General features: G+C 69.8%; 24 protein-coding genes. 9 read left to right on the forward strand and 15 right to left on the reverse strand.

Translation table 11 applies throughout. The features are described 5' to 3' along the window. Positions 1-120 precede the first annotated feature (120 nt). Together ACFYSH_RS00140 and ACFYSH_RS00145 are read right to left on the reverse strand one after the other, a co-directional pair. Positions 121-1,704, reverse strand: a complete 1,584-nt coding sequence (locus ACFYSH_RS00140; RefSeq protein WP_388749862.1) for an adenosine deaminase — start codon at positions 1,702-1,704, stop codon at positions 121-123. 96 nt (positions 1,705-1,800) lie between these two features. Further along, the gene (locus ACFYSH_RS00145) at positions 1,801-2,424 is read right to left on the reverse strand and encodes a histidine phosphatase family protein (protein ID WP_359467433.1); all 624 of its coding nucleotides are present in this window, start codon (positions 2,422-2,424) and stop codon (positions 1,801-1,803) included. A gap of 206 nt (positions 2,425-2,630) precedes the next feature. Here ACFYSH_RS00145 and ACFYSH_RS00150 point away from each other — a divergent pair, with 206 nt between their 5' ends. From ACFYSH_RS00150 to ACFYSH_RS00170, 5 genes are all read left to right on the forward strand, one after another. Then, positions 2,631-3,011, forward strand: coding sequence for a hypothetical protein (locus ACFYSH_RS00150; RefSeq protein WP_359467829.1), 381 nt, complete (start codon positions 2,631-2,633; stop codon positions 3,009-3,011). Further along, the gene (locus ACFYSH_RS00155) at positions 3,008-4,807 is read left to right on the forward strand and encodes an alpha/beta hydrolase (RefSeq protein WP_388749865.1); all 1,800 of its coding nucleotides are present in this window, start codon (positions 3,008-3,010) and stop codon (positions 4,805-4,807) included. The genes ACFYSH_RS00150 and ACFYSH_RS00155 overlap by 4 nt, the downstream gene beginning before the upstream one ends. 236 nt (positions 4,808-5,043) lie before the next feature. Next, positions 5,044-5,364, forward strand: coding sequence for a hypothetical protein (locus tag ACFYSH_RS00160; protein ID WP_388749868.1), 321 nt, complete (start codon positions 5,044-5,046; stop codon positions 5,362-5,364). 82 nt (positions 5,365-5,446) lie between these two features. Then, a complete protein-coding gene (locus ACFYSH_RS00165; RefSeq protein ID WP_388750822.1) occupies positions 5,447-6,469 on the forward strand; it encodes an NlpC/P60 family protein in 1,023 nt (340 codons plus the stop codon). A 300-nt stretch (positions 6,470-6,769) separates the two neighbouring features. Then, on the forward strand, positions 6,770-7,501 hold the full coding sequence (locus ACFYSH_RS00170) for a phosphatase PAP2 family protein (protein ID WP_359467442.1): 732 nt from the start codon (positions 6,770-6,772) through the stop codon (positions 7,499-7,501). Positions 7,502-7,616: 115 nt separating this feature from the next. Here ACFYSH_RS00170 and ACFYSH_RS00175 read toward each other — a convergent pair whose 3' ends face one another. Then, positions 7,617-7,805: a hypothetical protein gene (locus ACFYSH_RS00175; protein ID WP_388749871.1), complete on the reverse strand. Its 189-nt coding sequence runs from the start codon at positions 7,803-7,805 to the stop codon at positions 7,617-7,619. 153 nt (positions 7,806-7,958) lie between these two features. Here ACFYSH_RS00175 and ACFYSH_RS00180 point away from each other — a divergent pair, with 153 nt between their 5' ends. Continuing rightward, entirely contained in the window at positions 7,959-8,840 is an 882-nt protein-coding gene (locus tag ACFYSH_RS00180; RefSeq protein ID WP_359467835.1) for a hypothetical protein, read from the forward strand. Between the two features lie 157 nt (positions 8,841-8,997). After that, entirely contained in the window at positions 8,998-9,204 is a 207-nt protein-coding gene (locus ACFYSH_RS00185) for a hypothetical protein (protein ID WP_388749874.1), read from the forward strand. A 36-nt stretch (positions 9,205-9,240) separates the two neighbouring features. On the opposite strand, the gene ACFYSH_RS00190 is transcribed toward ACFYSH_RS00185, so the two are convergent. Beyond that, the gene (locus ACFYSH_RS00190; RefSeq protein WP_388749877.1) at positions 9,241-9,624 is read right to left on the reverse strand and encodes a metal-sensitive transcriptional regulator; all 384 of its coding nucleotides are present in this window, start codon (positions 9,622-9,624) and stop codon (positions 9,241-9,243) included. A gap of 221 nt (positions 9,625-9,845) precedes the next feature. On the opposite strand from ACFYSH_RS00190, the gene ACFYSH_RS00195 reads away from it, so the two are divergent. Together ACFYSH_RS00195 and ACFYSH_RS00200 are read left to right on the forward strand one after the other, a co-directional pair. Then, on the forward strand, positions 9,846-10,466 hold the full coding sequence (locus tag ACFYSH_RS00195) for a DUF47 domain-containing protein (protein WP_014154965.1): 621 nt from the start codon (positions 9,846-9,848) through the stop codon (positions 10,464-10,466). Positions 10,467-10,471: 5 nt separating this feature from the next. Next, positions 10,472-11,470, forward strand: a complete 999-nt coding sequence (locus tag ACFYSH_RS00200) for an inorganic phosphate transporter (RefSeq protein WP_359467453.1) — start codon at positions 10,472-10,474, stop codon at positions 11,468-11,470. Positions 11,471-11,639: 169 nt separating this feature from the next. Here the strand turns inward: ACFYSH_RS00200 and pstB are convergent, their stop codons facing one another. From pstB to mshD, 11 genes are all read right to left on the reverse strand, one after another. Further along, the gene (pstB, locus tag ACFYSH_RS00205; RefSeq protein ID WP_388749881.1) at positions 11,640-12,416 is read right to left on the reverse strand and encodes a phosphate ABC transporter ATP-binding protein PstB; all 777 of its coding nucleotides are present in this window, start codon (positions 12,414-12,416) and stop codon (positions 11,640-11,642) included. Between the two features lie 27 nt (positions 12,417-12,443). Beyond that, the gene (gene pstA, locus ACFYSH_RS00210) at positions 12,444-13,526 is read right to left on the reverse strand and encodes a phosphate ABC transporter permease PstA (protein ID WP_388749884.1); all 1,083 of its coding nucleotides are present in this window, start codon (positions 13,524-13,526) and stop codon (positions 12,444-12,446) included. Then, positions 13,523-14,515 (reverse strand): phosphate ABC transporter permease subunit PstC, encoded by a 993-nt coding sequence (pstC, locus tag ACFYSH_RS00215; RefSeq protein WP_359467461.1) that lies wholly within the window; start codon positions 14,513-14,515, stop codon positions 13,523-13,525. The genes pstA and pstC overlap by 4 nt, the downstream gene beginning before the upstream one ends. A gap of 134 nt (positions 14,516-14,649) precedes the next feature. Next, on the reverse strand, positions 14,650-15,783 hold the full coding sequence (pstS, locus tag ACFYSH_RS00220) for a phosphate ABC transporter substrate-binding protein PstS (protein WP_359467464.1): 1,134 nt from the start codon (positions 15,781-15,783) through the stop codon (positions 14,650-14,652). A 284-nt stretch (positions 15,784-16,067) separates the two neighbouring features. After that, positions 16,068-16,514: an NUDIX hydrolase gene (locus ACFYSH_RS00225; RefSeq protein WP_388749889.1), complete on the reverse strand. Its 447-nt coding sequence runs from the start codon at positions 16,512-16,514 to the stop codon at positions 16,068-16,070. Then, positions 16,511-17,503 carry a CHAD domain-containing protein gene (locus tag ACFYSH_RS00230; RefSeq protein ID WP_388749892.1) on the reverse strand — a complete coding sequence of 331 codons (993 nt, stop codon included), beginning with the start codon at positions 17,501-17,503 and terminating at the stop codon, positions 16,511-16,513. The genes ACFYSH_RS00225 and ACFYSH_RS00230 overlap by 4 nt, the downstream gene beginning before the upstream one ends. Next, positions 17,490-19,736, reverse strand: a complete 2,247-nt coding sequence (locus ACFYSH_RS00235; protein WP_359467472.1) for an RNA degradosome polyphosphate kinase — start codon at positions 19,734-19,736, stop codon at positions 17,490-17,492. The genes ACFYSH_RS00230 and ACFYSH_RS00235 overlap by 14 nt, the downstream gene beginning before the upstream one ends. Positions 19,737-20,056: 320 nt before the next feature. Beyond that, entirely contained in the window at positions 20,057-21,034 is a 978-nt protein-coding gene (locus ACFYSH_RS00240) for a hypothetical protein (RefSeq protein WP_359467475.1), read from the reverse strand. Beyond that, on the reverse strand, positions 21,031-21,924 hold the full coding sequence (locus tag ACFYSH_RS00245; protein WP_388749895.1) for an ABC transporter ATP-binding protein: 894 nt from the start codon (positions 21,922-21,924) through the stop codon (positions 21,031-21,033). The genes ACFYSH_RS00240 and ACFYSH_RS00245 overlap by 4 nt, the downstream gene beginning before the upstream one ends. Then, positions 21,924-22,331, reverse strand: coding sequence for a GntR family transcriptional regulator (locus ACFYSH_RS00250; RefSeq protein WP_359467481.1), 408 nt, complete (start codon positions 22,329-22,331; stop codon positions 21,924-21,926). Before ACFYSH_RS00250 ends, ACFYSH_RS00245 begins: the two co-directional genes overlap by 1 nt. A 92-nt stretch (positions 22,332-22,423) precedes the next feature. Beyond that, positions 22,424-23,347 carry a mycothiol synthase gene (gene mshD / locus ACFYSH_RS00255; protein ID WP_388749899.1) on the reverse strand — a complete coding sequence of 308 codons (924 nt, stop codon included), beginning with the start codon at positions 23,345-23,347 and terminating at the stop codon, positions 22,424-22,426. Positions 23,348-23,385 lie beyond the last annotated feature (38 nt).

Genomic DNA, 23,385 nt, shown 5'->3' on the forward strand with positions numbered 1-23,385 from the left:
ACCGAACCGAGGAGGTCAACGCCCTCTACTCGCTGATCGAGGACGCCGCCCGCAGCACTTGGGGATCACCAGAACCCGGGGCAGGGCGGGGTCGCACGCTCCCGCCCCGCCCCGGGGGACTCAGCCGGCGTACCGGGCCTCGAAGGCGCGGAAGGACTCCTCCTGGCGCCGCTCCAGATGGGCCTTCGGGTTCCGGGCGGTGAACCGCGCACAGCGCGCCGACTCCAGGACCCGGCACTCCTCGACCGGGCGGAAGCCCTGACGTACGGGGTCGGAACGCCACAGGCTGCGGCCCGACAGGAAGCTGTACTCCAGGGACGCCCGGGCCAGGTCCTTCAGCTCCGGGTAGCCGAGTGCGTACGTACGGGCCGCCCGGCGGTACTCCTGGCCGATGTCACCGCGTGACACCCCGGGGTCGTCGGTGGACAGCACCACGGGAACTCCGTACTTCCGGTAGACGGGGAACGGGTGTTCGTCGCCCTCGACCTGGAGGATCTGCGCGTTGCTGGTGAGCGGCACCTCCACGGCGATCTGACGGCGCGCCATGTCGCGGGCGAGGCTTCGCCAGTCGTCCTCGTGCACGAGGTCGACGCCGTGACCGATGCGTTCGGCCTGGCCGGTGCGTACGGCGTCGTCGATGTGGAAGGTGAGGTCCTCGGGCTTCACCAGGCCGGGGACGAGCTCGCCGGCGTGCAGGGTGATGTGGGCGGAGGGGTAGACCCCGTGCAGGTAGTTGAGCATGCGCATGTGCAGGCGGTAGTCCCGCAGCGAGATCTCGCCGTCCTCCGGCTGGACCAGGTTCACTGCGACGAACCGCTGGTCGCGTTCGGCCAGGCGCAGCCCCAGGGCGATCTGGGTGAAGACACGCTCCGGAGCGCTGTTGCGTGACACCTGGGAGACCCAGCGCACCGTGATGCGGCAGGCCGGGCGGGGGGCTGCGGTCGCGCAGTGGGCGGCCTCGCGGAACTCCGCGTCGGCGGTGTCGGCTTCCTGCTTCGCCGTCGTCACCAGCTGGTCCAGCCGTCCGCCGGCGAGCAGCTTGCGGTGCAGGGAGGCCAGGTCGGCGTCCCAGCCGACGTCGGCGGCGAGTTGCCTGGCACCCGCAGAGGCGGGGCTGACCATGGTCTCCAGATACGTCTGGTTCTGCGCCGCTGCGGTGCCCGCCACATCGGCCAGCATCTTCCCCCGGTTCGAGGTCGCGGCGCCGAACTTCCCGAAGGTGGCGAAGAAGTGGTCGTGCCCCGACTGGCCCTGCGGGAAGTCCTGCATGGACCAGGCCCGGACGATCTCCTGCCGGAAGCGACTGTCCGTGAGGGCGTCGGCGGCCGGTCGGGTGCCCGTCGCGCACGGTGCTGCGACGGCGGTCATCGTGGCGTCGATGCAGAGGCCGTCCTCGGCCGCGAGCTGGATGAGGTACTCGGTCCGTACCGCGCCGGAGAGGTGATTGTGCAGGTCACCCCCCTTGGGGAGGTCCCGGAAGAACCGGCCGGCCTCCTGCGGGTGGGAGGCCAGCCAGGCGTCGGTGCGGACCTCGGCGGCGGTGGACGGCCGGGGCGGCGGTACGGATGCGGAGGGGGCGGCGTCGGCACGGGCCGACGTACCGGCGGGCAGCGAGGCGGCGAAGGCCGCTGCGGCGAGGCCTGCGGCAAGCAACAACCGGGGCGTGCGCGATGAGTTGTGGTGTACGGAGATCACGTCTCGCATGATCACGAAGAGCGGGCCGTGCCGCGCCGGACCGCGTGGACAGTGCTCGATAAACCATCCGTCCGGGGGACAGTCAGCGGCCCGGAGCCGGCCGGATCAGGGGCGGAGCTCCGGGGGGAAGCCGGTCCAGCGGAGGTCCGCCGGGAGGTGTCCCAGGTCGTTGACCACGACCGGGACCGCGGGTCTGCCGGGCGCGTACCGGATGACGGTCAGCGCGGCGTTGGCGTGATTGAGGCCCATCCAGCGCCAGGCGGGTGCGTCGAGGGCGTCCCGGACCAGCCAGGCGGCCAGGAACGCGTGGGTGACGACCAGTTCGTGCAGCGGTTCCTCGCCGGCAGCCGGCCCGGTGAACCGTTCCTGCGCGGCGCGTGCCAGCTCCGGGCCCCGGTCGCGCTCGGCAGCCGGGAACCGCTCCACGAACCCGAGGAGCCTGTCCGCCGAAGCCTCCGGGAGTTCTGCCCGGCGTGGGACGTACGGGACGTAGTCCCCCGCCGGTTCCGAGGCGAGCAGGGGAACGTCACGCCCGAGCCGCTCGTGGACCAGCCGGGCGGTCTCCGCAGCGCGGGGCAGAGGGCCGTGGTGGACGACGGAGAGCGGTACGTCCCGGAGTCGCTCACCGAGGTACGCGGCCTGGCGTCGGCCCCGTTCCGTCAGCTCCGTCTCGTCCGGGGACGCCTCGGCGTGCCTGGCGATGTAGAGGTGGCGGGTCGCGGTGGCCATGGGGCCCTTTCGGCTGGTCCGGTGGGTGTCGTGGTGGACGGTGTCTGCACTCCGGCCGGTTCCGGGTCGCGCGTTCGGGTGATGTCGGCCGGGGCCGTTCCTTGCGACGGCAGGGGTCCGGCTCACGTGGCCGGTACGCCCCGGCGTGTCGGGTACGCCGGGTTTGGCACAGTGCCGCTTCGTGATCGAGGAACGGGGTGAGCGGGATGGTCGAGGTGCGCGGGCCGAGTGATCCGACGGAGGCGCCGAGCGGAGGGGGTCAGGGGCCGAGGCTGAAGCACGACGACGGTCCGTGGCTGCGGGCCGCCGGGGGCGCGGATGAGCTGGTGACCCATCTGGGACCGGTACGGGGCGAACTGGGCGTGGCGCACCAGGGGCTCATGGCGGGGGCGGGCCGACTGACCGCCCTCGCGGAACTGGCGGCCGTACGGGAGTCCTGGGAGCGGCGGATCCAGGCGGCGCAGAGCGAGTGCGGCAGCCTGGCGGCGAAGCTGCGGGACGTCGCGCGTACACAGGGCGCCACGAACGAGGCCGTACGGTCGTCCTTCGCCGCGGTCACCGTCCCGGGCGTGGGGGACGGGCGGTGACGCCGACGCCGGCGCTCACCTGGGCGCAGTTACGGGATCTGAAGTGCGCCGAGCTGGAGGGCGCGGCTGACGGGTGGGGCAGGTCGAGCAACCGGGCCGACGCGGCGCGGGACCGCATCGAGCAGCACATGCTCACCGGCCTCCGCGACACGCAGGAGGGCGAGGCGGCACAGGCGGCGGTCACGCGCTTGCGGCAGCTGGGGCGCAACTTCCAGTACGTGTACACCGAGTGCGGACTCCTCCGTACGACGCTGAACTCCCTGGCCCACGAGATGAAGACCCAGCAGCGGGTACTGGCGCAGGCGTTGGACGATGCGGCGGCACTGAGGTTCACGGTGCACGCGGACGGGTCGGTGACGTACCCGGCAGCCGGTGAAGGGCTCATCGACGGCGCGCCGCTCCGGGGCGGCACGGCATCCTCGAGCGGGGCTGCGGGGCTGGTGCCGCCTTCGGGTCTGGTCGCGCCGAACCCCAACGCGGGCAAGGCGCAGGACATCACGGACCGGGTGACCGGGGCGGTGCGGGCAGCCGCCGAGATCGACTGGCGGTATGCGGGGATCCTGCGCCGGCTGAAGGCGGAGGACGGCCTCAAGGTCCCGGACTCCACGTGGAAGGACGCGGCGGCCGACGCGTCGGAGGTCCGCGAAGCGGCGGGGGCGTACCTCAAGGACGCCATCCCGCGCGACGCGTCACCTGCGGAGCGGCGGGACTGGTGGGCGGGACTGACCCAGGAACAACGCGAGGAGTACCTGGCGGTGTACCCGGACCAGATCGGAAACCTGGACGGAATCCCTGCCCTGGTCCGCGACGCGGCCAACCGGGACAACCTGCAACTGCTGATCGGCAAGTTGGAGGGGCGGGACGACGAGAAGTCGGTGACGCAGCTGGCGGGACTGAGGGAGATCGACCGGCAGTTGGGGGAGGGGCCCAAACCAGGGGAACCACCGATGTTCCTCCTGGGGATTAGCGACGAGGGTAACGGGCGGGCGATCGTTTCGTTCGGGAACCCTGATACAGCGAAGAACGTGGCGACGTATGTCCCGGGGTTGGGCACGTCTCTGGATAAGGAATTTGCGGAGAACGATTTGAAGCGCGCCCGAGACACGGCGATCGGGGCTAGATATCACGCATCATCTAGTGCGGTGATTGCATGGCTCGGCTATGACGCACCGCAGGCGATTGACGGTATCAGTAGTTTGGCTGTGGCTGGTGATGGGAGGGCGTTGGAGGGCGGTGGACGCTTGAACGAGTTTGCGGCGGGATTGTCCACGACGAACGAAAACAAGGACCCTCATTTGACAGCGATTGGACACTCCTACGGGACTCGAACTGTGGGTGCGGCAGCGCAGCAAGGCGATGGGATCCCTGGAGTCGATGACATCGTGCTGGTGGGCAGCCCCGGAGTGGGAGTTGATCGGGCCGAGGAGCTCGGGGTGGGAGGCGGTCACGTGTTTGTCGGGTCGGCGGAGAATGATGTCGTCACGAAATTGCCCTCGAAACAGCAGGTACTTGCCCATGCTGTTGCAGCTCCGTCCGGTCCGTTCGCTTTCGTGGTAGGAGACATTGCAGACCGGAAGGACGACGATCTCTGGTTTGGCAAGGACCCGGCGAGTGAGGCATTTGGCGCCAGACGGTTCCCTGTCGATGATGGCCCAGGTCTCGTGGGACGCGGTGGAGTTTCTGTCGATGCGCATTCTCAATACTTTGATCCCGTCCGGGATCCGGTATCGGCAAATAGTATCGCCCTAATCTCGGCGGGACGTGCAGAAAAGGTAAAATTCGAGGAGTATCGATGATTTCTACCTTCTGGCGCACAGTCGTTGCCGTGAGCGTTTATTACGCCTTGTCGGGTTGTGCGGACGGTGCCCCGACGCGTGTCGAAATGGGAGGAGCCGGAATGAATATGCAGGACGCGGCAGTCCACGCTGATAAAATCTTGGACGGCCTATTTGACGAAATTCGGCCGGAGGTCCGGTGGGTGCACGGGCCGACCACTGCCGGAAGCTGTGACGTAACCAGAAGGCGCGCAGTCGTGACTATCGTGTCCGATGAGCGAAGAGGCAGCTTCTTGGGCGTAGTGGACCGCTTTTGGCGCAGCGGCGGTTACCAGATGAAGGCCATCAATAACGACCCCGATGTCCCGGCAATCTTTGCCCAGACGAAGGAGGGGTTCGGCGTCAGTCTGATCGTCGGAGGCCAAGGACAGATCTTCTTCGAAGTCGACACCCCCTGCGTCGAAGAGTCCGAGGTGGCCGAGTCCACCACCAAGGCGACCGCCCCCACCTACGAGGGCATGGAGCACATCCCCCGCCCCAACATCCGCTCCCCCTTCTGGTCCGCCGGCGCCCCCTGACCCCTCGCAGCCGCCCCTGACGCCCCCTCATGCCCCCGTTCATCCGTACACACCTGCGATTCGCGTCGTGAACCGCGCCCGAATGGGGGATGGTTGGGGGGTGCGGAAATACTGGTGGTTCGTCGGCGGTGGGATCGGGCTGGGCCTGTGCTTCATCGCCCTGCTCGTCGTCGGTACGTACTCCGCCGCCGCCGGGATCGCCGGGGCGGGCGGGGCCGTCGGGTTGGCCAAGGGGGCGGTGCCCGCGCGGTACCAGCCGCTCGTGGAGAAGTGGGGCAACCTCTGCCCCGCCATCAACCCCGCGCTCCTGGCCGCGCAGTTGTACCAGGAGAGCGGCTGGAATCCGCGTGCCCAGAGTCACGCCGCCGCGCAGGGCATCGCGCAGTTCATCCCCGGGACCTGGGCCACTCATGGCATCGACGGGGACAAGGACGGGGACCGGGACGTGTGGGATCCGGCCGACGCGATTCCGTCCGCCGCGTCCTACGACTGCGAGATCGCCGGGTACGTCAAGAAGGTCCCGGGCGATCCGACCGACAACATGCTGGCCGCGTACAACGCGGGCGCCTACCGGGTGATCCAGTCCGGCGGGGTGCCGGCGATCAGCGAGACGCAGAACTACGTCAAGATCATCCGTTCCCTGGAGAAGAGCTTCGCCAAGCCGGTCGGCCGGGTGCAGCCCTCGCAGCAGGCGGCCGGAGCCATCTACTTCGCGCAGAAGAAGCTCGGCACTCCCTACTTGTGGGGCGGGAACGGGACGGCCGACCAGGGCGGCAGGTTCGACTGTTCCGGCCTGACCCAGGCCGCGTACCGGACGGTCGACATCGAGCTGCCTCGGGTGGCCAACGACCAGTACAACGCCGGCCCGCACCCCTCCCGGGACGAGCTCCTCCCCGGTGACCTGGTGTTCTTTTCGGACGATCTGAACAACTCGCGGGCCATTCGGCACGTGGGCCTGTACGTCGGCGGTGGGTACATGATCAACGCGCCGTACACCGGCGCGGTGATCCGGTTCGACAAGATCGACACCCCTGATTACTTCGGTGCGACGAGGGTCACGAAGGATGGTGCCGCAGCGCTCCCCACCGCGCTCCCGGAAAGCTGACGGGCGGTCGGCCGTGGCCGGAACTGTCCGTGAAGCCCAGCCCCTGAGCTGCGACAACGAGTCTCTCTTCGATAACGTCCTGGTGATCATTCGGTGGAGAACGGAACGTACGCAGCTGACAGACCGTTCCCTGGACTGGGACGGCATGCGCACACGACCACGCGCGGCTGTCCGGACCAGCTCGCCGTGACGGCATCATGGCGTGCGCGGCACTGAATCCGCACCGACCACGGGGGTCAGACCAAGGCGACGCACGCCGCTGTGCGTCGCAGCAGCAGACAAGGCAAGGGGCCGCAGCAGATGGCTGGACTCGCACTCGATGGGTCGAACCCCGACGTCAGCCTGCTCTACGACATCAATGGGCTGGCGAAGGCCGCTCCGGTCTGGTTCGACCGGGTCATGGAGTTCGTCGGTGAGTTCGGGATCATGTTCGCCATGGTCCTGGTGGCCTTGTGGTGCTGGTGGAGCGTGCGCCGACGAGGGACGACCGAGGACTCGGTGACGGCGGTCGCCGGGCTGGTGTGGGCGCCTCTCGCCGCCGGGATCGCCTTGCTCGTCAACATCCCGATCCGGGGCTTCGTCGAGCGGCCACGTCCCTTCTTCGACCACAAGGGCCTCGAGGTCCTGGTGAAGGGGAAGACGGACTTCTCCTTCGTGAGCGACCACGCGACGATGGCGATGGCGATCGCGGTGGGGCTCTTCGTGGCCAACAGGAAGTTCGGCCTGTGGGCGATCGGGCTGGCGCTCGTGGAGGGCTTCTGCCGTGTCTACATGGGCGTGCACTACCCGACCGACGTGATCGGCGGCCTCGCTCTCGGTACGGCTGTGGCCCTGCTGCTCGCCCCTCTCGCGATGATGATGCTGACGCCGCTGGTGGGAGCCGTGGCCCGCGCCGGAGCGGTCGGCCGGCTTGTCCGCTCGCGCGGGGCGGTCGCTGCTGCCGGCGGTTCGGGTGAGGCGCGCGGAATCCCTGAGCCGCGCCCGGGTTCCGGCCGTGGTGATGCGCCCGGCGACAAGGACCTCGCCGCGTAGACGGAGAAGACCGGCGGTTCGAGGGGGTGTCCAGTGACGGGGGCACCCCCTCACGCATGGGGTGTCCCGTGACGGGGCACCCCCACGCATGTGCCGGAGGGTGCGGGGAAGCTCTCTAGCCGGCTTCGTCCATGGACGTGTGGTGCTCCGCCGCATCCGTGCGGGCCCGGTCGCGTGAGCGTCTGGCGGGACCCGACCAGCCGCAGCCGCAGCGCGCCAGACAGAACGAGCCCCGTTCGACGGTCGTGGTGCTGTGCGCCGGGGCAGGGCTGTGGACGGGGGAGTCCGAGGGGTCCTGATGCACGCCTCCACGGTACCGGGGCCGCCGTACGACGGTCAGCGAGTGGGCCGATCGGTTCCCGGAACCGGCCCCGCGGCGTGACGAGGCGCCCCGGCCGTCGTTAGGCGGGGCGGGCGGGACCTCGGTCGGGTGGACGTCGTTGAGGGTTGGCAGGCGATGGTGGTGCAGCAGCACAGGCGCGGAGGCGGAGTACTGGCTGTGTGCGCCTTGGCGGTCGCAGGCCTGGTGACGACGGGCAGCGGGTGTTCCGGTACGGACGGTGGAGAGGGTGGAGACGGGACCGGCCGCAGCGCCGTCGCCCGGGACGGCCCGGGCGAGACCCCGGAGGCCGTGGTACGGCGGGCAGCCGAGGCGCTGGCCGGAGCGGGCAGCGCCGAGACGCGTACGTCGATGGAGACCGCGGCCGGCGGGACGCGGGTGACGATCCGGGGCGAGGGGGCGTACGACTTCCGGAAGCAGCTGGGCCGGATCAAGGTCGTCCTGCCGAGGGACGCCGCCGGGGCCGAGGAGCATCGGCCGATCACGGAACTGCTGGCCCCCGGTGCGCTGTACATGAAGAACCGTGGGGCCGGGGTGCCCGACGACAAATGGGTACGGATCGACACCACGGCCCTGGAGGACGGCAATCTGGTCACCGGCGGTGTGACCGATCCGACGGCAGCCGCGGAGCTGCTGCGTGGTGCGGGCGAGGTGACGTACGTCGGCCGGTCGGAGCTGGCCGGGGTGGCGGTCCGGCACTACCGGGGCACCGCGGACCTCGGGCGGGCCGCCGGTGCGGCTTCGGCGTCCTCGCGCGGGGCGCTGGCCGCCGCGGCGAAAGGGTTCAGCACGGACGCGGTGCCCTTCGACGCCTATCTGGACGACGAGGGGTTGCTGCGGAAGGTGCGCCACCGCTTCACCTTCGCGACCGAGGGTCCGGCGGTCGCGGTGGTGTCGACGATGCTGCTGTACGGCTTCGGGGTGCCGGTCTCCGTGGTGCTGCCTCCCGAGGCCGACATCTACACGGGGCGCGTACAGCAGGGCCGGAGTGGCGGGTAAGTGCCGTAAGGAGGGGGCCGAAATGGTCCGTCCGTGCCATGCGCGGTGCGGGTCGCGCTCCTTACGCTGAAGGCGGGCCCGCCAGGGGGTACGGACGGCCCCCCCAGGGAGTCGGTGCGTCAGGACGCGGCGGCGACGGCAGAGAGAGGTGACTCGGGTGGTGACGCTCAGCGCTCCGCACGCTCAGGACTGTGTGGCCCTCGCCGAGATCGAGCTGTGCGGTGAGCTCATGATCGCGGCAGCGGACGCCATGGAGGACCGGCTCAGTCCCGACCGTATCGACGAGGTGCTCGACGTCAGGCCGGATCCGGCCGTGCCCGCGCTTTCGACGACCGTCCCCCGGCAGGGCCGCTACCGGGGATGACGACGGCCTTCTCCTGAACCCTCGCGGTGCGCCGCTTCAGGTGCGCAGGAGGCGGGCGATCGCCTTGGTGGCTTCCTCGACCTTCGCGTCGATCTCCTCGCCGCCCTTGAGGGCCGCGTCCGCGACGCAGTGGCGCAAATGCTCCTCCAGGAGCTGCAGCGCGAAGGACTGCAGGGCCTTGGTGGAGGCCGAGACCTGGGTGAGTATGTCGATGCAGTAGACGTCTTCGTCCACCATCCGCTGGAGGCCGCGGATCTGGCCCTCGATGCGGCGCAGGCGCTTGAGGTGCTCCTCCTTCTGGTGGTGGTACCCGTGGATACCGCGGTCGTGGTCGGTGACGACCGCTTCCGTACCAGCTGCTGTCTCCGTGGTGACGACCGCTGCCGTACCTGCTGTCTCCGCGGGCTCGGTGGTGGTCATGGGGTCCTCCCGTTGTCCTCTTGGCCTGCGGTGAACGTGACGCTCCGCACCGTCTGTATACCCCTGCCGGGTATATCGTACCGAATCCATCCGAAACGTGACCGGGGGGCCGTGCTGATCACTGTGCCCGATGCGCGACACTGAAGAATGCCGGTTAGCCGTGGCCGGATGATGCGCCTAGCATCAGCCTGACCGAATCCAAAGCACCCCGAGGACCCCACGTGCGCTTTCGTCTGACCCCCAGGGAGACGAGCTTCTACGACATGTTTTCCGCATCCGCGGACAACATCGTCACGGGCTCGAAGCTCCTCATGGAACTGCTCGGGGCGGATTCTGCCTCCCGAGTCGAGATCGCGGAGCGTATGCGGGCAGCGGAGCACGCGGGGGACGACGCCACCCACGCGATCTTCCACCAGCTGAACTCCTCCTTCATCACGCCGTTCGACCGCGAGGACATCTACAACCTCGCGTCGTCGCTCGACGACATCATGGACTTCATGGAGGAGGCCGTCGACCTGGTCGTGCTGTACCAGATCGACGAGCTCCCGAAGGGTGTCGAGCAGCAGATCGAGGTCCTGGCCAGAGCGGCGGAACTGACCGCCGAGGCCATGCCCAGTCTGCGGACCATGGAGAACCTCACCGAGTACTGGATCGAGGTCAACCGCCTGGAGAACCAGGCCGACCAGATCCACCGCAAGCTGCTGGCCCATCTCTTCAACGGCAAGTACGACGCCATGGACGTGCTGAAGCTCAAGCAGATCGTGGACGTACTGGAAGAGGCGGCTGACGCGTTCGAGCACGTCGCCAACACCGTGGAGACCATCGCGGTCAAGGAGTCCTGAACCTCGTGGACACCTTTGCGCTGATCGTGACCATCGGGGTCGCGCTCGGCTTCACGTATACGAACGGTTTCCACGACTCGGCGAACGCCATCGCCACCTCGGTCTCCACCCGGGCGCTGACCCCGCGTGCGGCTCTGGCGATGGCCGCTGTGATGAACCTCGCAGGTGCCTTCCTGGGCCAGGGGGTCGCCAAGACCGTCAGTGAAGGGCTGATCGCCACGCCCGAGGGCCAGAAGGGGATGGGAATCCTCTTCGCGGCGCTGGTCGGCGCGATCATATGGAACCTCGTCACCTGGTACTACGGCCTCCCGTCCTCGTCCTCGCACGCCCTGTTCGGCGGGATGGTCGGCGCGGCGCTGGCCGGCGGGACGATGGTGCACTGGGACGGGGTGCTGTCGAAGATCGTCATCCCGATGTTCCTGTCGCCGGTCATCGGCCTGGTCGTCGGCTACCTGGTGATGGTCGGGATCATGTGGATATTCCGGAAGACCAACCCGCACAAGGCCAAGCGCGGATTCCGTATCGCGCAGACGGTCTCGGCGGCGGGCATGGCCCTCGGCCACGGTCTGCAGGACGCCCAGAAGACGATGGGCATCGTGGTGATGGCGCTGGTCATCGCCGATGTCGAGGGCCCGAACGACGAGATCCCGATCTGGGTCAAGATCGCCTGTGCGACGATGCTGTCCCTGGGGACGTACGCCGGTGGCTGGCGCATCATGCGTACGCTCGGCCGGAAGATCATCGAGCTGGATCCGCCGCAGGGTTTCGCCGCCGAGACGACCGGCGCGTCGATCATGTTCGGCTCGGCGTTCCTGTTCCACGCACCGATCTCCACGACTCATGTGATCACCTCGGCGATCATGGGTGTCGGCGCGACGAAGCGGGTGAACGCCGTCCGCTGGGGCGTGGCCAAGAACATCATCCTGGGCTGGTTCATCACGATGCCGGCCGCGGCACTGGTGGCCGCGCTCAGCTACGGGGTCGTCGTCCTGCTCTTCGGGTGAGCGGGGCCTAGCCGGCCGGTGGCCGCCTCGCCCTCGATCGACCGCTGGACGGGCTTCGACGCGCCTGGCCGGGATATGGGTCCGCCCCTGCTCTCCTGTGGAGAGCGGGGGCGGGCCCTTGCCTTGTGGTGGCACCGCCATGCAGCACCCCAAGGCCGTCTCTGGTCGTCTATCCGAAGCGGCCCGAGATGTAGTCCTCGGTCGCCTGGACGGACGGGTTGGAGAAGATCCGCTCCGTCTCGTCGATCTCGATCAGCCGGCCGGGCTTGCCCACCGCCGAGAGGTTGAAGAAGGCCGTACGGTCCGAGACGCGCGCCGCCTGCTGCATGTTGTGCGTCACGATGACGATCGTGAAGCGCTCCTTCAGCTCGCCGATCAGGTCCTCGATGGCGAGGGTCGAGATCGGGTCGAGCGCCGAGCACGGCTCGTCCATCAGCAGCACGTCCGGCTCGACCGCGATCGCGCGGGCGATGCACAGGCGCTGCTGCTGACCGCCGGAGAGGCCGGAGCCAGGCTTGTTCAGGCGGTCCTTGACCTCGTTCCAGAGGTTGGCGCCCTTGAGGGACTTCTCGACGATCTCCGACAGCTCGCTCTTGCGGTACGAGCCGTTCAGCCGCAGACCCGCCGCGACGTTGTCGAAGATCGACATGGTCGGGAAGGGGTTCGGGCGCTGGAAGACCATGCCGACCGTGCGGCGCACGGTGACGGGGTCGACGCCGGAACCGTACAGGTCCTCGTCGTCCAGCAGCACCTTGCCCTCGACGCGGCCCCCGGGGGTGACCTCGTGCATGCGGTTCAGGGTGCGCAGGAAGGTGGACTTACCGCAGCCGGACGGACCGATGAACGCGGTCACGGAGCGGGGCTCCACCGTCATCGAGATGTCCTCGATGGCCTTGTGGGAGCCGTAGTAGGCGTTGAGGCCGCCGATGTCGATGCGCTTGGCCATGTGAAATCAACTGCTTTCTGCGTGGCCTCAGCGGCCGGTCTTCGGGGCCTTCCAGCGGGCGATGCCGCGGGCCACCAGATTGAGGATCATGACGAAGGCGATCAGCACCAGTGCTGCGGCCCAGGCGCGGTCGTAGGACGCGACCTCGCCGACCTTGTACTGCTCGTAGATGTAGAACGGCAGCGAGGACTGGGCGCCTTCGAAGGGGTTGCCGTTGATCAGCTGGCTGCCGAAGACCAGCAGCATGATGGGCGCGGTCTCACCGGCGATACGGGCGATGGCGAGCATGACGCCCGTCGTGATGCCGCCGATCGCGGTGGGCAGGACCACCTTCAGGATGGTGCGCCACTTCGGGATGCCGAGCGCGAGGGAGGCCTCGCGGAGCTCGTTGGGGACGAGCTTGAGCATCTCCTCGGTGGAGCGGACCACGACCGGGATCATCAGGATCGTCAGGGCGAGCGCGCCCATCAGGCCGGACGGCTCGATGCCCGCCATCAGCATGATCGACAGGATGAAGAGGCCGGCCACGATGGACGGGATGCCCGTCATGACGTCGACGAAGAAGGTGACGGCCTTGGCGAGCGCGCCCTTGCCGTACTCGACCAGGTAGACCGCGGTCAGCAGGCCGAGCGGGGCGGCGATCACCGTGGCGATACCGACCTGCTCCAGGGTGCCGATCAGCGCGTGGTAGACGCCACCGCTGTGCTCCGGTCCGAGGACACCGGCCATCGAGTGGGTGAGGAAGTAGCCGTCGAGGCGCTCGGAGCCACGGACGATCGTGGTCCAGAGCAGTGAGGCGAGCGGGACGACGGCGACGAGGAAGCAGACCCACACGATGCTGGTGGCCAGGCGGTCCTTGGCCTGGCGCTGGTTCTCGACCACGGTCGTCGCGACGTACGAGAGGGCGAGGAAGAGCAGGGCGGAGATGAGGCCCCACTGGATGCGGCTGTGCCAGCCGGCTGCCAGGGAGAGCCCCACCCCGAGAGCGATCGCCACGACGGCGAAGCCGATCGGGGACCAGCGCGGGAGGGCGCGGCTGCTGAGGCCGCCCTTGGCGGGCTCCGGCGAGATCCGCGGACGGTTGTCCTGGATGTCGGTGGTGGTGGTCATGCGTTGGCCCCCGAGTACTCCTTGCGGCGGGCGATGATGAGCCGGGCCGCGCCGTTGACCAGCAGGGTGAGGATGAAGAGGACGAGACCCGAGGCGATCAGGGCGTCACGTCCGAGGGGGTTGGCCTCACCGAACTTGGCCGCGATGTTCTGGGCGAAGGTCCCGCCGCCCGGATTGAGCACGTGCAGCGAGATGAGGAAGCTCGGCGACAGGACCGTGGCGACGGCCATCGTCTCACCGAGCGCACGGCCCAGGCCGAGCATCGAGGCCGAGATGATGCCGGAGCGGCCGAAGGGCAGCACCGAGAGACGGATGACCTCCCAGCGGGTGGCGCCGAGGGCGAGCGCCGCTTCCTCGTTCATCTTCGGGACCTGGAGGAAGACCTCGCGGCTGACACTGGTCACGATCGGCAGGATCATGATCGCGAGCAGGATGCCGACGGTGAAGAGCGAACGGGCGGCGCCGATCTCGGTCTTCTCGAAGAAGTACGTCCAGCCGAAGAACTGGTCGAGCCAGAGGTTCAGACCCTCCAGGTACGGGACGAGGACGAGAGCGCCCCAGATGCCGTAGACGATGCTGGGCACCGCGGCGAGCAGGTCGATCACATAGGCGAGGGGGGCGGCCAGCTTGCGCGGCGCGTAGTGCGAGATGAAGAGGGCGATGCCGACAGCGATCGGAACCGCGATGACCATCGCGATGATCGAGCTGATGACGGTGCCGAAGAGCAGGACCGCGATGCCGAAGACCGGCGGGTCACCGGCAGGGTTCCAGTCGAAGGTGCTGAAGAAGTTTCCCTCGTTCTCCGAGAGCGCGAGGTAGGCGCGGTAGCTGAGGAACACGGCGATCGACGCCATGATCACCAGCAGCAGGATGCCCGAGCCGCGTGAGAGGCCCAGGAAGACCTTGTCGCCTGCGCGCCCGGTGGATTTGGGGCGGCTGCGTGTTTCCGGCGGAGCCGGTGGGACGTCGAGTGGTGTCGTGGAAGCCATGGTCTTTCCGGTCTGTGTGGGGGAGCGGCTGGCTCCCCTGGCGGCGGTGCACCGGATGGGTCGGGCGGTGGGGGCCGGTCCGGAGGGGTGCGCCGGACCGGCCCGCCTGTGCGTGCGTGTCGTGCGGTTCCGGGTTACTTGAGGCCGGCGACCGTCTCGCGGACCTTGGCGTTGATCGACTCGGGGATCGGGGCGTAGCCGGCGTCGGTCAGGACCTTCTGGCCGTCCGCGGAGGCGGCGTAGCCCAGGAAGGACTTGACGGTGCCGAGGGTCTCGGCCTTGTTGCCGGTGTCGCAGACGACCTCGTAGGTCACCAGGACCAGCGGGTAGGCGCCCTCGGCCTTGGTGGTGTAGTCGAGCTCGAGCGCCAGGTCCTTGCCGGTGCCCTTGACCTTGGCGGCGGCGATGGCCTTGGAGGCGTTCTCCGAGGTGGCCTCGACCGGGGCGGCGCCACCGGTGTTGATGTCGACGGTGGTGATGTCCTGCGACTTGGCGTACGACAGCTCGAAGTAACCGATGGAGCCGTCGACGGCCTTCACCTGGCTGGCGACACCGGAGGAACCGGACGCGGCCTGGCCACCGGGGGCGGGCCACTTCTTCTCGGCCTCGTACTTCCAGTCGCTCGGGGCGGCTGCGGCGAGGTACTTGCCGAGGTTCTGCGTGGTGCCGGAGTCCTCGGAGCGGTGGTAGGGCTGGATGGCCTTGTCCGGCAGCTTGACGCCCTCGTTGAGCTTGGCGATCGCCGGGTCGTTCCACTTCTTGATCTTGGTGTCGAAGATCTTGGCGAGCGTGGAGGCGTCCAGCGTCAGCTTGTCGACGCCCTCGAGGTGGAAGCCGACCGCGACCGGTCCGCCGACCATCGGGAGGTTGATGCCCTGGCCCGTCTTGCAGATCTTCTTCGAGTCGGCGACCTCGTCGGGCTTCAGGGCCGAGTCCGAGCCGGCGAAGCTGACGGTGCCCTGGTTGAACGCGACGATGCCCTCACCGGAGGAGGAGGACGCGTAGTTGATCTCGACACCGGAGCAGGCGGCCATGTAGTTCTTGACCCAGAGGTCCATCGCGTTCTTCTGGGCGCTGGACCCGGAAGCGCGCAGCTGGCCCTCGGCCCCGTCGCACTTGATGTTCGACGCGGCCGCGCTGGTCTTGCCGCCGCTCGCATCGGTGCTGGTGTTGTCGTCCGAACCGCACGCCGTGAGGACCAGGGCGCCGGAGACGGCGAGGGCACCGAGCGCGGTGGCACGAAGCCGGTTCTTGCGCTGAAGCTTCACTTTCGGGGTGTTCCTTCCAGGAGCCGCCGCGGCTGGTGGGGACGAGGCGGCGTGCGATGAGGAGTGGTGCGGCGGCTTGGCGCCGTGCACCGTGTACGTCCGAAATTAGGCAGAACAGGTGAAGCCGCCTACGGGGCAGGGTGAACGGCAGGTGAACCGTGTCGGGCGGGCTGGTTCCGCGCCGCGGCAGGACGGAGCGAAGCCGCGTCGCCGTGCCGCGTTTGCGGGGCTTCGCGTCTCCGTGTCCTCATGCGCCGGAAGGCTTGGTTCCGGCAGCCCGGTCCTCAGGCGCGCGGGCCGCCCGCGGGAGAGTGGCCTCGGGGTGCGTCCGGGAAGGTGTCCAGGAAGGCGTCCAGCTGGACGCGGTCGCCCGGGCGGCTCAGGCGGTCCCGGGCGACCCCGGGGGAGAGCCAGGCCAGCCGGTCGACCTCGTCGTTGGGCACGAACGCGCCGCCCGTCGCCTCGGCCGCCCAGTAGCTGACCTCTTTGAGCCGTCCGTTCGCCGTGTACAGGGCGGTCGGCAGGGCGGCGCCCGGCACGCAGTGGTGGCCCGTCTCCTCCAGGACCTCGCGCAGGGCGGCCTCCAACGCCTTCTCGCCGCGTTTCAGCTTGCCCTTCGGGAACGACCAGTCGTCGTAGCGGGGCCGGTGGACGAGACAGACCTCCGGGCCGCCGCCGTTCGCGGGCCGGCGCCAGAGCACGCAGCCCGCCGCGAGCACGACGTCGCTCATGGCGCGGTCACGGCCGCCGCGTACGGCCAGGTCTCCCGGAACACGCCCCGCGCCGCTTCCACCTCGTGCCGCTGGTCCGCGTGGAGCACACCGAGGGCGTACGCCGTCGCCGGGGCGATGCGCGGGGTGCGCGCCGCCGCTGCCGCTGCCGCGGCGGCCTCCGCCGCGTCCCGGTGCAGGTCCAGCGCGTGCCCAGGACCGGTCAGGGCCGGATCGGGGGTACCCCGCAGCATCTCGTGGGCGTACCGGTGCAGTCGGAGCAGCAGGCGGGCCTGCTGCCAGAGGGCGTCGTGGGCCTCGTTGTACGGCTCCACCGCCTCGTCGGGCGGGAGGCCTGCCACCGCGTCCAGCATCCGCTGCTCGGCGAGCTCCGCCGGGTCGTGCAGGACGCTGTCCGCCGGCCCCGCCGCGGAGGGAGCCAGGGGCACCTCCGAGGCGAGCAGCGCGACGGCGTCGGCGACGGCGTGGAAGCGGGAGGAGCCCAGCGCCTGGAGCGCCGCCGAGTGGGCGCGGGTCCGGGCGAGGGTCAGCCGGCGTTCCAGGAGCGCCCCGGCACGGGCCGCGCCGACGCCGAGGGCCGCCCGCTCCTTGTCGCCCGTGTCCTGGTCGCCCCCCGGAGCGGGCCGGGCTGCCGGGAGTGAGGCACCGGAGAGCTGGTGCAGCGCCTCCAGGAGCCGGCCGAGCCGGGTGGCGTACGCGTGTTCGCGGGCCAGGGTGCCGGAGAGCCAGGCCAGTTCCGCGCGGAGCTGGTCGGCCCAGGCCGGGTCGAGCGCCCCCCGGAAGGTGTGCAGGGTGCCGCTGATCCGGCGTGCCGCGTGGCGCAGCGCGCGGGCGGCCTCGTCGGCGCTCCGCGTGCCGGCGTCCGCGGGGGCGCTGTGCTCGCGGTGCAGGCGCAGGCCCCGCAGGAAGCAGGCGGCCTGTTCGCGCAGGTAGGGCGCGAGGACCGCTTCCGCGGAGAGGGTCGTCGTCTGATGATCAGGGCGTCGCACGCCTGCGCCTCCGGGCGTCGATGAGCATCTCTTGTACGTGCCGCAGCGGCTGCCCGTCCGCGTCCGTGGAGTGCCGGGTCCAGTTTCCGTCGGGTCCCAGGTGCCAGGAAGTGGTGGTGTCGGACATACCTGTTTCCAGGAGCCTGCTGAGGGCGGCGCGATGCGCGGGGTCGGTGACGCGGACCAGTGCTTCGATCCGGCGGTCGAGGTTACGGTGCATCATGTCTGCGCTGCCGAACCATACTTCGGGTTCGCCGCCGTTGCCGAAGGCGAAGACCCGGGAGTGTTCGAGGAAGCGTCCGAGTATGGAGCGGACCCGGACGTTCTCGGAGAGGCCGGTGACGCCGGGGCGGATCGCGCAGATGCCGCGGACCCAGATGTCGACCGGGACTCCGGCCTGCCCGGCCCGGTAGCAGGCGTCGATGACCGCTTCGTCGACCATCGAGTTGACCTTGATGCGTACGTAGGCGGGGCGGCCGGCGCGATGGTGGGTGATCTCCTTGTTGATGCGGGCGATCAGCCCGTCGCGCAGGGACTTCGGGGCGACCAGCAGCCGGCGGTAGGTCTCGCGGCGGGAGTAGCCGGAGAGCCGGTTGAAGAGGTCGGAGAGATCCGCCCCGACCTGCGGGTCGGCGGTCAGCAGGCCGAGGTCCTCGTAGAGCCGGGCCGTCTTCGGGTGGTAGTTGCCGGTGCCGACGTGGGAGTAGCGGCGCAGCGTGTCGCCCTCCTGGCGGACGACGAGCGACAGCTTGCAGTGGGTCTTCAGGCCGACGAGGCCGTAGACGACGTGGCAGCCGGACTCCTCCAGCTTGCGGGCCCACTTGATGTTGGCCTGCTCGTCGAAGCGGGCCTTGATCTCGACGAGGACGAGGACCTGCTTGCCTGCCTCGGCGGCGTCGATCAGGGCGTCCACTATCGGCGAGTCGCCGGAGGTCCGGTACAGGGTCTGCTTGATCGCGAGGACGTCCGGATCGCCCGCCGCCTGTTCCAGGAAGGCCTGGACGGAGGTGGAGAAGGAGTCGTACGGGTGGTGCAGCAGTACGTCGCGTTCGCGCAGGGCGGCGAATATGTCGGGCGCGGAGGCGGACTCGACCTCGGCGAGATCGCGGTGGGTGCCGGCGACGAACTTGGGGTACTTCAGCTCGGGCCGGTCCAGCGACGCGATGCCGAACAGCCCGGTGAGGTCGAGCGGGCCCGGCAGCGGGTAGAGCTCGGTCTCGGAGATCTTCAGCTCGCGCACGAGCAGGTCCAGGACGTACGGGTCGATCGACTCCTCGACCTCCAGGCGGACCGGCGGGCCGAAGCGGCGCCGCATGAGCTCCTTCTCCAGGGCCTGGAGGAGGTTCTCGGTGTCGTCCTCCTCGACCTCCAGGTCCTCGTTCCTGGTGACCCGGAACATGTGGTGGGCGAGGACCTCCATGCCGGGGAAGAGCTCTTCGAGGTGGGCCGCGATGATGTCCTCTATCGGGACATAGCGCTGCGGGGACGCCTCCAGGAAGCGCGTGAGCAGCGGCGGGACCTTGACACGGGCGAAGTGCCGGTGACCGCTGACGGGGTTGCGCACCACGACGGCGAGGTTCAGTGACAGCCCGGAGATGTACGGGAACGGGTGCGCGGGGTCGACGGCCAGCGGGGTCAGCACGGGGAAGACCCGCTGCCGGAAGAAGGTGAACAGGCGGGCCTGTTCCTTCTCGGTCAGATCGGGCCAGCGGACGAGCTGGATGCCCTCGTCGGACAGGGCGGGCGCGATGTCCTGCTGGTAGCAGGCGGCGTGCCGGGCCATGAGCTCACGGGAGCGGGTCCAGATCAGGTCGAGGACCTCGCGGGGCTGCAGCCCGGACGCGGAGCGGGTGGCGACACCGGTCGCGATGCGGCGCTTGAGGCCGGCGACCCGGACCATGAAGAACTCGTCCAGGTTCGAGGCGAAGATCGCGAGGAAATTAGCCCGTTCGAGCAGCGGTGTGGTCGGGTCCTCGGCGAGTTCGAGTACGCGTTCGTTGAACGCGAGCCAGCTGCGTTCCCGGTCGAGGAACCTGCCCTGCGGCAGCTCGTCGCCGTTCGGGTCGGGCTCGTACGTGTCCGGGTCGCTGTCCAGACCGAGGTCCAGATCGGCGGCTGTGGACAGACCGGCGGGCACCGAGCCCGCGACGGCGTGCGGCCGGTGGGCGGCGAGGGAGCCGACCGACGGCTGGACGGGCTGGACCGGGACGTCGGAGCTGGGCTGCTGGCTCATGGACCTATTCTTCCGCGCGTTCGGCTCCTCAGGCGCGTCGGAGCCCATAAAGATCGCGGAAGAAGCGGAAGTGGGCCCTGGAGCGGGGCCGCTCCTGTTGCGGGGGGCGGGCACAGCTGGCTGCATCCCGTGAGGGTCGCAAGCCTGTCTGAATGGCCGGTAACGGCGACATGACGTCCAGGGAGCGGTGTGACTGCGGGGTCGTCCCTGTCTCACCGTAGGTGAACCCCCCGGGCCGGTGACACCTGGGCCCGGTGACAGCCGGGTCCCCGTGGGCGCCCCCCTGCCCGGACTCCCCCCGAAGCCCGGGCAGGGGGCGCTCAGCCCTGGCGTCGGCGCAGCACCCGGAAGGCGAGCGCCAGGGACAGGGCGGCGAGGACGAGCAGGATGCCGGTCTCGACGAGCTGGAGGGGCCAGAAATGGGAGGCGGGGTGATAGTCGAGGTAGTGGCTGGTGATGTCGTGTGCGGTCATGCACTGGAGCCGGTCCGCCTCGGACGCGGACTGGGAGCACACCGTCTGTGAGAGGCGTTCACCGCTGCTGGTCAGGTCTCCGACCTCCACCCACCAGATGTTCGGGCTCACGTCCAGATTCGCGCCGGTCACCGTGCGCGGGGGCCACAGTCCGGCGCGGAGGTAGGTGAACGCTGTGATCACCGTGCCGGTGACGACCGCGGAGACGGCAAGGGCGAGGAGGGTGCGGCGGACCAGGAGCCCGATGAGCGCCCCGGCACAGAGGCCGAACAGGACGTGGGCGGCCGGCACGGTACCCGTGGTGGAGTAGACGTACGCGGTGTACCACTCGGCCGGGTAGGGACTGTCCGCGTAGGACCGCGCCCGGTGGAGGAAGACCGACAGAACGGCCGTGCCGGTCAGGAGCAGCACGGTGGGCACGGCGAGCTTCGCGGTCAGCCAGCGGGCCGGCGACACGGACTGGGTCCAGGACAGCTTGTACGTGCCGCTCTCCAGCTCCCGGGCGATCAACGGGCCGGCGACGAAAGCGCTGAAGAGCACCGGCAGGGCCATCAGGGCCAGGGAGAAGTCGTCGAAGACCCCGCGGTACTCGAACATGCTGTCCAGATAGGTGCGGGCTGTCCGCATGCAGTCCGGATCCCCGTCGGAGCCGTCCACCGGGCAGTTGCTCGCCGCGAAGACCTCGGCGACGTGGGACGACCGCAGGGCGACGGCGATCAGGCCGACGACCGCGACGAGCGTCAGCCCGCTCGCCGTCCACAGGGTCCGCCGGTGCTGGCGCACGACGACGCGGGCGGGGCCGCGCAGTGTGGTGAGGGTGCTCATACCGTGGCCACCTCTTCGTGGGCGTGCGCGCTCGGTGTGAGCAGGGGTGGGGCCTCGGGGGAGCGGAGGTGCGCCAGCAGCAGCTCCTCCAGGGACGGCTCCGTGACGTCCCACGCGGTGCGGTCCACCGGGCCCGCGCTCCGCACGAGCGCGGTGAGCTGACGTCCCGTCGTGCGCGACTCGACGACGGTGTGGGGTGCCAGGTCGCGGGCCTGGCCGGTGAGGACGGAGTGCGCGGCCACGATGTCGTCGGTCTCGCCGCCGAGCCGCACCCGGCCGCCGTCGACGAGGAGGAGGTAGTCGCAGGAGCCCTCCAGCTCGGTGAGGATGTGCGAGGACATCACGATGGTGGTTCCGTGATCGGCGGCCTCGGCCATCAGGGCGCCCATCAGCTCGTGCCGGGCGAGGGGGTCGAGGTCGGCCATCGGCTCGTCCAGCAGCATCAGTTCGGGCCGCTTGCCCAGTGCCAGCGCGAGGGCGAGCCGGGTGCGCTGCCCGCCGGAGAGCGTCCGGACCTTCGCGTCCTGCGGCAGTGCGGCCGCGACCCGGCCGGCGGCCGCGCGGTCCCAGGTGCCGGGGTTGAGCTCGGCCCCCGCCCACAGGGTGTCGGCCACGGTGAGCTGCGGATACAACGGTTTGTCCTGCGCGACGTACGCGATACGGGGCCGGGCCCCGGCGGGTGCGCCCCCGAGCACCCGCACCGACCCCTCGGTTGGCCGGAACAGGCCGGCGGTGAGGGCGAGCAGCGTGGACTTCCCGGCGCCGTTGGGCCCGACGAGAGCGCAGATCCGTCCGGTGGGCAGCCGGAACGAGCAGTCGCGCAGCGCCCACCCACGCCTTCGCCCATAGGTCATACCGAGGCCGTTCGCCTCGATCGCGACGCCTGTCATCAGTCCTGGTCCCCCTTGAATGTGCTGTCCAGTACGTCGGCGAAGAGCGCGCCCACGTCGTCCTTGTCCAGTCCGGCTGCGCGTGCCCTGCGGGTCCACTCGGTGAGTTCGGCCCGCAGGGGCGGATCGGTGGTGACCGCCGCGCTGCCGAGGGTCCGGCGGACGAAGGTGCCGAGGCCGCGGCGGGCCTCGACGAGGCCTTCGCGTTCCAGTTCGCGGTAGGCCTTGAGGACGGTGTTGGGATTGATCGCCGTGGCCTCGACGACCTCGCGTGCCGTGGGCAGCCGGTCGCCCGGCTCCAGCACACCGAGGCGGAGCGCCTGCTTGGTCTGCTGCACGATCTGGAGGTAGGTGGCGACGCCGCTGCGCCGGTCGATGCGGTATTCGACCGCTGCGGACTCTGCCATGCTCACCACCCTTTCACTAATTGAGTAGTGAAAGGGTGTCGGAAAGAAGGGGCGGCGTCAAGTGGCGCCGCCCCTTCCCCGGTCGGGCGCGGTCAGGACTCCGTGCGGTACATCAGGTCGACCTCGTGCGTGGCGAAGCCCATCCGCTCGTACACCGACAGGGCCGCCGGGTTGTCGGCGTCCACGTAGAGCATCGCCGTGGGCAGTCCCCGGGAGGCCAGATGACGCAGGCCGATCGCGGTGAGCGCCTTGCCGAGGCCGCCGCCTTGGGCGTCGGGCAGGATGCCGACGACGTAGACCTCGCCGAGCTCGTCCTCGGCGTGCACCTTCGTCCAGTGGAAGCCGATGATCGCGTCGTCGCGCTCGGCCAGGAAGAAGCCCTCCGGGTCGAACCAGGGCTCGGCCTTGCGGTCGTCCAGGTCCCGCTGGGTGAGCGAGCCCTGCTCGGGGTGGTGGGCGAACGCGGCGCTGTTCACGGCCAGCCAGGCCGCGTCGTCCTGGCCCGGCACGAAGGTGCGGACGGTGACACCCTGCGGGAGGGTCGGCTCGGCGATGTCGAGGTCCGTCAACGGTCGGCGCAGCTGGCGCAGTTCGCGGAAGAGGGAGAGGCCGAGCACCTGTGCGAGATGCCGGGCGGCCGCCTTGCCGCCGTGTGCCCATACCCGCAGCCGCTTCCCGGTCGCGGCGAGCAGCGCGGCTCCCAGGGCCCGCCCGTGTCCACGGCCCCGGTGCGTGGGGGCCACGACCAACTCGGCGGCGGGGGCCTCGACGGGGTCGGTGTCCTCCAGCTGCGCGTATCCGGCGAGCGCCCCGTCGACGGTGAGCAGGAAATGCCGGACGCCCTCACGGAACCCGCCCCGGAGCTGCAGCCGCCCCTGCTCCGAGACCGCCTGTCGCTCGTCGGCCTCGGCGGCCTCGGCGAGCAGGGCGGACACCGCCTGGGCCTGCTCGGCGGTGAGCGCGTCGAGGGTCTCGATCTCGCGCCCGGGGGAGGGGAGAGGTGCGTCAGTCGTCATGGGTACGAGCCTACGGCGCGGGGGCGGGCGGCCGGAGG

The sequence above is a fragment of the Streptomyces sp. NPDC005791 genome (genome assembly GCF_042871485.1).
Lineage (GTDB): Bacteria > Actinomycetota > Actinomycetes > Streptomycetales > Streptomycetaceae > Streptomyces.